Annotated in this window: 8 protein-coding genes and 1 pseudogene; 2 read left to right on the top strand and 7 right to left on the bottom strand. The window is 72.0% G+C overall.

Going from position 1 to position 8196, the window contains the following annotated elements:
• The 5 genes from AB0A69_RS33215 to AB0A69_RS33195 form a co-directional block, all read right to left on the bottom strand.
• On the bottom strand, positions 1–255 hold a 255-nt coding region (locus AB0A69_RS33215; RefSeq protein WP_361429744.1), incomplete at its 3' end, for a beta-L-arabinofuranosidase domain-containing protein.
• A gap of 70 nt (positions 256–325) precedes the next feature.
• Positions 326–700 (bottom strand): RNA polymerase-binding protein RbpA, encoded by a 375-nt coding sequence (locus tag AB0A69_RS33210; protein WP_026278069.1) that lies wholly within the window; start codon positions 698–700, stop codon positions 326–328.
• A 254-nt stretch (positions 701–954) separates the two neighbouring features.
• Entirely contained in the window at positions 955–2292 is a 1338-nt protein-coding gene (locus AB0A69_RS33205; RefSeq protein WP_361429742.1) for an MFS transporter, read from the bottom strand.
• A gap of 43 nt (positions 2293–2335) precedes the next feature.
• Positions 2336–3094, bottom strand: a complete 759-nt coding sequence (locus AB0A69_RS33200; RefSeq protein ID WP_361429740.1) for a glycerophosphodiester phosphodiesterase family protein — start codon at positions 3092–3094, stop codon at positions 2336–2338.
• Positions 3091–3762: a hypothetical protein gene (locus AB0A69_RS33195; RefSeq protein WP_361429738.1), complete on the bottom strand. Its 672-nt coding sequence runs from the start codon at positions 3760–3762 to the stop codon at positions 3091–3093. The genes AB0A69_RS33200 and AB0A69_RS33195 overlap by 4 nt, the downstream gene beginning before the upstream one ends.
• Positions 3763–3863: 101 nt before the next feature.
• Between AB0A69_RS33195 and AB0A69_RS33190 the strand changes: the two genes are divergently transcribed.
• A complete protein-coding gene (locus AB0A69_RS33190) occupies positions 3864–5369 on the top strand; it encodes a PLP-dependent aminotransferase family protein (protein WP_361429736.1) in 1506 nt (501 codons plus the stop codon).
• 168 nt (positions 5370–5537) lie between these two features.
• On the opposite strand, the pseudogene AB0A69_RS33185 reads toward AB0A69_RS33190, so the two are convergent.
• Together AB0A69_RS33185 and AB0A69_RS33180 are read right to left on the bottom strand one after the other, a co-directional pair.
• A pseudogene (locus tag AB0A69_RS33185) lies at positions 5538–7022 on the bottom strand (hypothetical protein); the annotation flags it as partial.
• Positions 7023–7120: 98 nt separating this feature from the next.
• Positions 7121–7315: a hypothetical protein gene (locus AB0A69_RS33180; RefSeq protein WP_017949565.1), complete on the bottom strand. Its 195-nt coding sequence runs from the start codon at positions 7313–7315 to the stop codon at positions 7121–7123.
• 318 nt (positions 7316–7633) lie between these two features.
• Between AB0A69_RS33180 and AB0A69_RS33175 the strand changes: the two genes are divergently transcribed.
• On the top strand, positions 7634–8026 hold the full coding sequence (locus tag AB0A69_RS33175) for an ankyrin repeat domain-containing protein (protein WP_361429733.1): 393 nt from the start codon (positions 7634–7636) through the stop codon (positions 8024–8026).
• Positions 8027–8196: the final 170 nt, after the last annotated feature.

The following is an 8196-nucleotide window of genomic DNA, read 5'->3' as shown; positions in this document are numbered from 1 at the left end:
CAGACCCCGCTCGTAGTAGTCCAGGTACGCCGGGTCCTGCTCGTGGAAGAACAGGTTGCGGGCGAGTTTGATCAGGTTGTAGGTGGTGCAGGTCTCGGCGCCGCCCTGGGCGATCGAGTTGGCGATGTTGTCCCGGTTCTGGAACAGCTCGATGTTGTTGTTCGAGCCGGGGTAGTTGCCGCCGGTGCCGCCGTTGGCGTACGCGCGGTGCGGGACCACCATGCCGAAGAAGTTCTTGGCGGCCTGGAAGTACACGCTCGGTGTACCGCCGCCCCGCGGCTCTTGCTTGCTTCCGTGCCGGCGCGGTGCCGGCCCGGTCACGCGATCAGGCGGACTTCCGGCTGTCGCGCGGGTGCACGGCGATGTTCATGGCGCCGGACCGCAGGACCGCCAGCCTCTCGGCCAGCACTTCCTCCAGCTCCTCGCGAGTGCGCCGCTCCATGAGCATGTCCCAGTGCGTACGCGCCGGCTTGCCCTTCTTCTCTTCGGGGCCGTCCCCGTCCACCAGAAGTGCCTGGCTTCCGCAGACCTTGCACTCCCACTCCGGCGGAATCTCCGCCTCGACCGAGAAGGGCATCTCGAAACGATGCCCCTTCTCGCATGCGTACTCCACCGCCTGGCGCGGGGCCAGATCGATGCCGCGGTCGGTCTCGTAGCTGGTCACCACGAGGCGCGTGCCGCGAAGAGCTCGCTCACTCATGAATCGTGCCTCCCGGGCTTGTCGCCCACAGGACAGGTGTCGCTGTCGTCGTCATCCGGTCAACGTCCGGTCGGCGGTAAAGATTCCCGTTGCGGGTCATGCGTCGCCCAACGTGCCGCCCCTTTTTGTACCCACCAGTGCCCGGTTTGTCACATCTGGCAGAAGATGTCACCCAGCGTCTTCACTTCTTCGGCGCGCAGTAACGGTCCGCCTGGCAGGCCAAAGGCGTACACTACCGGACTTCTGTTCTGTGGCTAAATCCGATCCGGTACGGGGTTTCCCACGGCCGCCACCGCACGCCGCACGGGTACCCGCGCGAGCAGGGCGAAACCCAGCCCGAAGAAGACCACGAGCGAGATGATCGCATCCCGATAACTGCCGGTGACCTGGTACGCGAGGCCGAAGACGAGCGGCCCCAGCCAGCTCAGCCCCCGGTCGCTCATCTCGTACGCCGAGAAGTACTCGGCCTCCTTGCCGCGCGGCACCAGGTGCGAGAAGAGCGAGCGCGACAGCGCCTGGCTGCCGCCCAGCACCAGACCGATCGCCGCCGCAAGGGCGTAGAACCAGACAGGCGCGCCGGCCGGCAGGAAGTACGCGGCCGCCAGGATGAGCGTCCACACGGCGAGCGACCCGAGGATCGTCCGCTTGGCCCCGTACACGCGCGCCAGGCGGCCCATGCCGAGGGCGCCGGCCACCGCCAGGACCTGCACCAGCAGCACCGCCGTGATCAGCGTCGTCTGGTCCAGGCCCAGCTCCTCGGAGCCGTAGATGGAGGCCTGCGATATCACCGTCTGCACGCCGTCGTTGTAGACGAGGTACGCCAGCAGGAAGGACAGCGTGAGCGGATGGCGCCGCATGTCGCGCAGGGTCGCCATCAGCTGCCGCCACCCCGACCCGACGGCGCCCTCCCCGCCGGCCGCCGCCACCTGCCGGTCGCGCAGCCGGCGCAGCGGTATCAGAGTGAAGGCTCCCCACCACAGACCGGCCGACGCCAGGCAGATGCGTACCGCCTCGGACTCCGACACCCCGAAGGAGTCGTGGCCCGTGTACAGCACGAGATCGACTACGAGGACGAGCGCGCCCGACGTATAGCCGAACGCCCATCCGCGCGAGGAGACCGCGTCCCGCTCCTCCGGCTCCGCGATCTGCGGCAGGTAGGCGTTGTACAGCACCATCGAGACGGCGAGCGAGGCGTTGGCCACGATCAGTAGGAACGCGCCGAGCAGATAGCGCTCCCCGTCCAGGAAGAACAGCCCCGTCGTCGCCGTCGCCCCCAGGTACGCGGACGCCGCCAGCAGCGGCTTCTTGCGGCCCGTCCGGTCGGCCACCGCCCCGGCCAGCGGCATCACCAGCACCGCCAGCACGACCGAGACGGAGACCGCGTACGCGAAGACCGAACCCGCGCGGACCGGGATACCCAGGGGGTGGACGAAACCGTCCGCGTCCGCGGCCGCCTTGGCGACCGACGTCAGATACGGGCCGACGAACACCGTCAGCACGCTCGTCGAATAGACGGAGCACGCGAAGTCGTAGAAGTACCAGCCCCGTTGCTCGCGTATCCGGTCTGCCCGCTCGGCGGTTCCGACGGTCACGGCCGCCCCCCTCGTTCGTCCCCGTGGTGAGACGGCCCGGGCCTCAGACCCACACTCCCCGGTCGGTCAGCACCGTGCGCAGCGTCTCCAGATGATCGGTCATGATGCCATCCACCCCCAGATCGAGCAGGGCGGCCATCCGTTCCGGATCGTTCACCGTCCAGACGTGCACCTGAAGACCCCGTTCGTGCGCGGCCCGGACGAACCGCCGGTCCACCACCCGCACCCCGCCCTGGCTCTCCGGCACCTGCGCCGCCACCGCGCCCCCGCGCAGCGCCGCCGGGATCCCGTACGAGCGCAGCCGCAGCCCCAGCACCCCCCGCACCCCGTACGAGGTCGCCAGGCGCGGCCCCGCGAGGCGCACGGCCCTGGCCACCCGGCCCTCGTCGAAGGAGCCGACGCACACCCGGTCCCAGGCGTCCGTCCTCCGGATCAGCTCCAGCAGGGGCAAGAGCGCGGCCTCCGCCTTGACGTCCACGTTCCAGCGGGCCTCCGGGAACTCCTCCAGCAGCTCCTCGAAGAGCGGCAGCGGTTCTCTGCCCGCCACCCGGGCCCGGCCGACCACGCTCCAGGGCAGTCGCGCGATCCGACCCCGGGCGTCCGTCACGCGGTCCAGCGTCGCGTCGTGGAAGGCGACGAGCCGGCCGTCGGCGGTGGTGTGCACGTCGGTCTCGAAGTAGCGGTAACCGGCCACGGCGGCACGCCGGAAGGCGGCCACCGTGTTCTCCAGCCCGTCCGCGGCCCCGCCGCGATGGGCGAACGGTATGGGCGACGGGTGGTCGAGGTAAGGATGGCGAGTCACCGCCGCAGTATGGCCCGCCGCGGTGTCCGCCGGGCGACCACCGTGCTGACGCCCGTGTCCGGGACGGCGAAGACCCGCAGGAACAGCTGGGCGAGCGGCCCGATCGCCAGGGCGTACGCCACCGTGCCCACCCCCACCGAGCCACCCAGCAGGAACCCGGCGAGCACCACCCCGGCCTCGATGGCCGTACGCACCAGCCGGATCGACCGGCCCGTACGGCGGTGCAGCCCCGTCATCAGCCCGTCGCGCGGGCCGGGCCCGAGGCGGGCCGCGATGTAGAGCCCGGTCGCCACACCGTTGAGGAGGATGCCGGCCACCATCATCGGGACCTGCGCCACCAGGCCGTGGGCGGCCGGCAGCACCGCCAGCGAGGCGTCGATGGCGACGCCGAAGACCAGGACGTTCGAGACGGTGCCGAGCCCCGGCTTCTGCCGGAGCGGGACCCACAGCAGGAGCACGACGACGCCGACGAGCATCGAGACCACGCCGATCGACAGCCCGGAGCGTTCCGCCAGGCCCTCGTGCAGCACGTTCCAGGGCTCCAGGCCCAGCCCGGCACGCACGAGCAGGGCGGAGCTCACGCCGTACAGGACCAGACCGACGTAGAGCTGGACCAGGCGCCGCGGCAGACGCCGCCCGCGCAGGCCTCCCAGCGAGGTGATGGACAAAGTGTGCCCCCGGAGTGGTGGTGGTGGACTGACTCATGTCACTCTGGGTGCGGGAATTGGACTCCAACCATGGCCAATTCCAGGAAGGTGGACTGAATTCCATGACCGAGTGGACCTCCGCGGTGGGTGCGGCCCAGCTCGCCCGGCAGCTGACCGCCCAGCAGCCCCGCCCCGCCGGCCCCGGAACCCGCAAGCCGCCCGCCTACCGCGCGCTCGCCGACGGCATCCGGCTGCTGGTCCTGGAAGGCCGTGTCCCGGTCGCCGCCCGCCTGCCCGCCGAGCGCGAACTGGCCCTCGCCCTCTCGGTGAGCCGCACCACCGTCGCCGCCGCGTACGAGGCGCTGCGCGCGGAGGGCTTCCTGGAGTCCCGGCGCGGTGCCGGCAGCTGGACCGCCGTACCGGCCGGCAACCCGCTGCCCGCGCGCGGCCTGGAACCGCTGCCGCCGGAGTCCCTCGGCTCCATGATCGACCTGGGCTGCGCGTCGCTCCCGGCGCCCGAGCCCTGGCTGACCCGCGCCGTGCAGGGGGCGTTGGTGGAGCTGCCGCCGTACGCCCACACGCACGGCGACTACCCGGCCGGGCTGCCCGCGCTGCGGCAGATGCTCGCCGACCGGTACACCGCACGCGGCATCCCCACCATGCCCGAGCAGATCATGGTGACGACGGGCGCGATGGGCGCCATCGACGCGATCTGCCACCTCTTCGCCGGCCGCGGCGAGCGCATCGCCGTCGAGTCACCGTCGTACGCCAACATCCTCCAGCTGATGCGCGAGGCCGGCGTCCGGCTGGTGCCGGTCGCGATGGCGGAGGGCCTGACCGGCTGGGACATGCCCCGCTGGCGCCAGGTCTTCCGCGACGCCGGGCCCCGTCTCGCGTACGTCGTCGCCGACTTCCACAACCCCACCGGCGCCCTCGCCGACGAGGAGCAGCGCCGCCAGCTGGTGGACGCCGCCCGCTCCGCCGGGACGGTGCTCGTGGTCGACGAGACCATGACGGAGCTGTACCTGGAGGAGGGACTGGAGATGCCCCGCCCGGTCTGTTCCTTCGACCCGGGCGGCAGCACGGTGATCACCGTGGGCTCGGCCAGCAAGGCCTTCTGGGCCGGCATGCGCATCGGCTGGGTCCGCGCGGCACCCGACGTGATCCGCTCCCTGGTCGCCGCCCGCGCCTACGCGGACCTCGGCACCCCGGTGCTGGAGCAGCTGGCCGTCACCTGGCTGATGAGCACCGGCGGCTGGGAGGAGGCGGTCGCCCTGCGCCGCGCGCAGGCGCGCGAGAACCGCGACGCGCTGGTCGCGGCGGTCCGCAGGGAGCTGCCCAGCTGGGAGTTCGACGTGCCTCTGGGCGGCCTCACCCTCTGGGTCCGCACCGGCGGCCTCTCCGGCTCCCGCCTCGCCGAGGTCGGCGAACGCGTCGGCGTCCGCGTCCCCTCGGGCCCCCGCTTCGGCGTGGACGGCGCCTTCGAGGGGTACGTACGGCTGCCCTTCACGGTCGGCGGCCCGGTCGCCGACGAGGCGGCGGCCCGCCTGGCGGCGGCCGCACGGCTCGTCGAGTCCGGCGCCCCGGGCAGCCCCTCCGCCGAAGCGCCGCGCACCTTCGTGGCCTGACGGTCGGCGGGCTCGGCCGGGCTCCGGCACGAGTCCGGCCCCGGCCGGGGGGCTCGGGCCTGACGGTCCGCGGGGCCTACCCGGCCGGGCCCCTCAGCCCGTCGTGGTCTCCCGCGGCCTGCCCGCGAGGTGCTGCAGCCGCACCGTGTCAGTGAGGTGCTGCGGCTCCGGAAGCAGCTCCAGCACCGCCTGCCGGTGCGCCTCGCTCGTCGCGTCGTCGTACGGGTCCGGCGTCGCCGGCACCTGGAGGCGCAGGACCGGTCCCGTACCCAGCCGTGCGTACCCGCGCCCCGGCGGCACACTCGGCGGGGGCGTGGTGTGCGGCGCCGCGCCGAGGACGGACTCCACCTGCTCGTGTGAGGCCGGGCCGAGCACGACCCGGGCGCGCGTGTGCGTGCGTACGGCCTCGCTCAGCGCGTCCAGGCCGTCGAACTGCTCCGCCACGGCGACGGTGACCTGCGCCGCCCTGCCGTGCCGCAGCGGCACCCCGAGCAGCTCCTGCGGGTCGGTGCGCCCGTCGGCGGCCGCCAGGTGCCCGAGGGCGGCGGGCCGGTCGACCAGGATCCACAGCGGCCGCTTGGTGTCCTCGGGGGCCGGGCGGCCCGCCTGGCGGGCCCGGTTCGCCGCGATCAGCCGCCGCTCGGTCTCGTGCGCCGCCCATTCGAGGCTGGTCAGCGCCCCGGCGAGCCCGCACTCGACGCCCAGCACTCCGGTGCGTCCGGTGAGGCACGCGTACTCCCCGGTGCCGCTGCCGTCGACGATGACCACGTCGCCGTGGTCCAGCGCCTGAAGCGCGAGGCAGCGCAGCAGCGACGTGGTGCCGCTGCCGGGGGCGCCGACGGCGAGCAGGTGCGGCTCCGTCGAGCGGGGGCCCGTCCGCCACACCACGGGCGGCGCGTCGTGCCGCTCGTCGCCCGCGCGGACGGGCATGGTCCGCTGTACCGCGTCGTCGTCGGTGAACCCCAACACCGTCTCGCCGGGCGCGGTCACGAAGGGTTGCGCCGCGATGGTGGTCGGCAGCGCGGGCAGCACCCTCATGAGGAGCTGGTTCTCCTCCTCGTACCACTGGAAGAAGTACTCGCGGCCGCGCCCGGACTTGGCGTGCAGCAGGTGCTCGATCCGGGCCCTCGCGGCGGCGTCCCCGTCGGGGAAGTACGCCGGGTAGGCGATCCGCAGCCGCGTCGGCCGCCCGTCCGCGTCGAAGTCGAAGTCGCTGAGGGCCTTGCTCCACTCCCCGCCGTGGGCGAAGAGCGGAGCGGGGTCCTCGGGGACGGAGAAGTGGGGCACCAGGGCCTCGTAGAGCGCCTTCAGTCGCTCCTTCTCCGCCTCGTCGGGCCCGGTCTTCACGACCGGGCGCTCGCGTCCGTGCCACCCCGCCGCGCCCATCACCGACACGAGCGCCAGCAGCGGCCCGTACGGTGCGAGGGCGACGACCAGCACGCAGGCCGCGGCGAGGAACAGCGCGGGACCGCGCCGGTCCTTGGGGGTCGCCGCCCACTTGACGCGGCCCGCCGCGGCCAGCCTCCGCAGACCACGGGTGATCGTGATCAGCGGATGGAGGACGTCCGTGGCGCTGTCGGCGGCCGTTCGCGCGATCTCTCGGCTCCGTGCGATCCGGTGGCTGCCGCTGCTCAGCACGCGGCTGTTCAGCACGCGGCTGCTCAGGGCGCGGCTGCTCGGAATGCGGGGGAGTGGTCGCCGGGCCACGTCGTACTCCTGAGGGCCTGAAGGGATGGGAGGGGTCGTGGGCGTCAGAACTTGATCCCGCCCAGCAGGCTGGCGAGGCTCGCGCCGCCCGCCGTGATGCTCGGTGCGATGGCGGTACCCGCCAGGTAGAAGCCGAAGAGGGCGCAGACGAGGGCGTGGGAGGCCTTGAGCCCGTCCTTCTTGAAGAAGAGGAAGACGATGATGCCGAGCAGGACCACGCCGGAGATGGACAGGATCATGAGTTTCTCCTGGGTGAGGGGACAGTCACCTTGAGTACTTCCAAGCTCACCGCAAGTATCAATGCGACAAAAGATGCAAATGGGTGAAATGTCGGAGTTTTCGCTGGATCGGCGTACGCCGACCCTTGTCGCCCCCCGTCCATGACCGCCTTGAGGTGATCTTTCCCACTACCTGACGGAGTCGCCTCACGGCCCGGGCAGTACCCTGTCGGTTCACTTGCACGGCGACCCGCCGTGCGTACTGGTTCCACCCACGTCCGCGCAGGTCAGCACGGCCGACGCGGATACGGGTCAACGACGTGAAAGGCGGTCCGTCCGATGAGTGAGACTCCGGACCCCGAGGTGATCGAGCTGGCGTCCAGGATCTTCGACATGGCGCGCCAGGGGGACGCCAAGACACTCGCCGAGTACGTCGACCACGGCGTGTCCCCGAACCTCACCAACGACAAGGGCGACTCCCTGGTGATGCTCGCCGCCTACCACGGCCACGCCGAGGCCGTGGAGGCCCTCCTCAGCCGCGGTGCCGACCCCAACCGCGTCAACGACCGCGGCCAGACGCCCATCGCCGGCGCCGTCTTCAAGGGCGAGGACGACGTGGTGCGCGCCCTCCTCGCGGCGGGCGCGGATCCGGAAGCCGGGACTCCGTCCGCCGTGGACACCGCCCGTATGTTTGGGAAGGCGCACCTGCTGGAGCTGTTCGAGTCCCGGTGAACGGGGACTGAACCCCAGGCGAGAAGGGTGCCGTAAATGTGGTCGCGGTGGCGAAATGGCTGGGTCATCATGACGTCGGGCCCACAGGGGGCCACCGACGAGAGGCAGAGGAAGATGGTCGACACCAAGCGGAAGACGACGAGCGGCTCCACATGTTGCTGCGCGGCCTA

This window comes from Streptomyces sp. NPDC045431, from assembly GCF_040646655.1.
Lineage (GTDB): Bacteria > Actinomycetota > Actinomycetes > Streptomycetales > Streptomycetaceae > Streptomyces.
This window is presented reverse-complemented; position numbering and strand designations above follow the sequence as displayed.

Coding starts and splice junctions, on each gene's coding strand:
- AB0A69_RS33180 (WP_017949565.1), bottom strand. CDS start 7,315: ATGATCCTGTCCATCTCCGGCGTGGTCCTGCTCGGCATCATCGTCTTC.
- AB0A69_RS33175 (WP_361429733.1), top strand. CDS start 7,634: ATGAGTGAGACTCCGGACCCCGAGGTGATCGAGCTGGCGTCCAGGATC.
- AB0A69_RS33190 (WP_361429736.1), top strand. CDS start 3,864: ATGACCGAGTGGACCTCCGCGGTGGGTGCGGCCCAGCTCGCCCGGCAG.
- AB0A69_RS33210 (WP_026278069.1), bottom strand. CDS start 700: ATGAGTGAGCGAGCTCTTCGCGGCACGCGCCTCGTGGTGACCAGCTAC.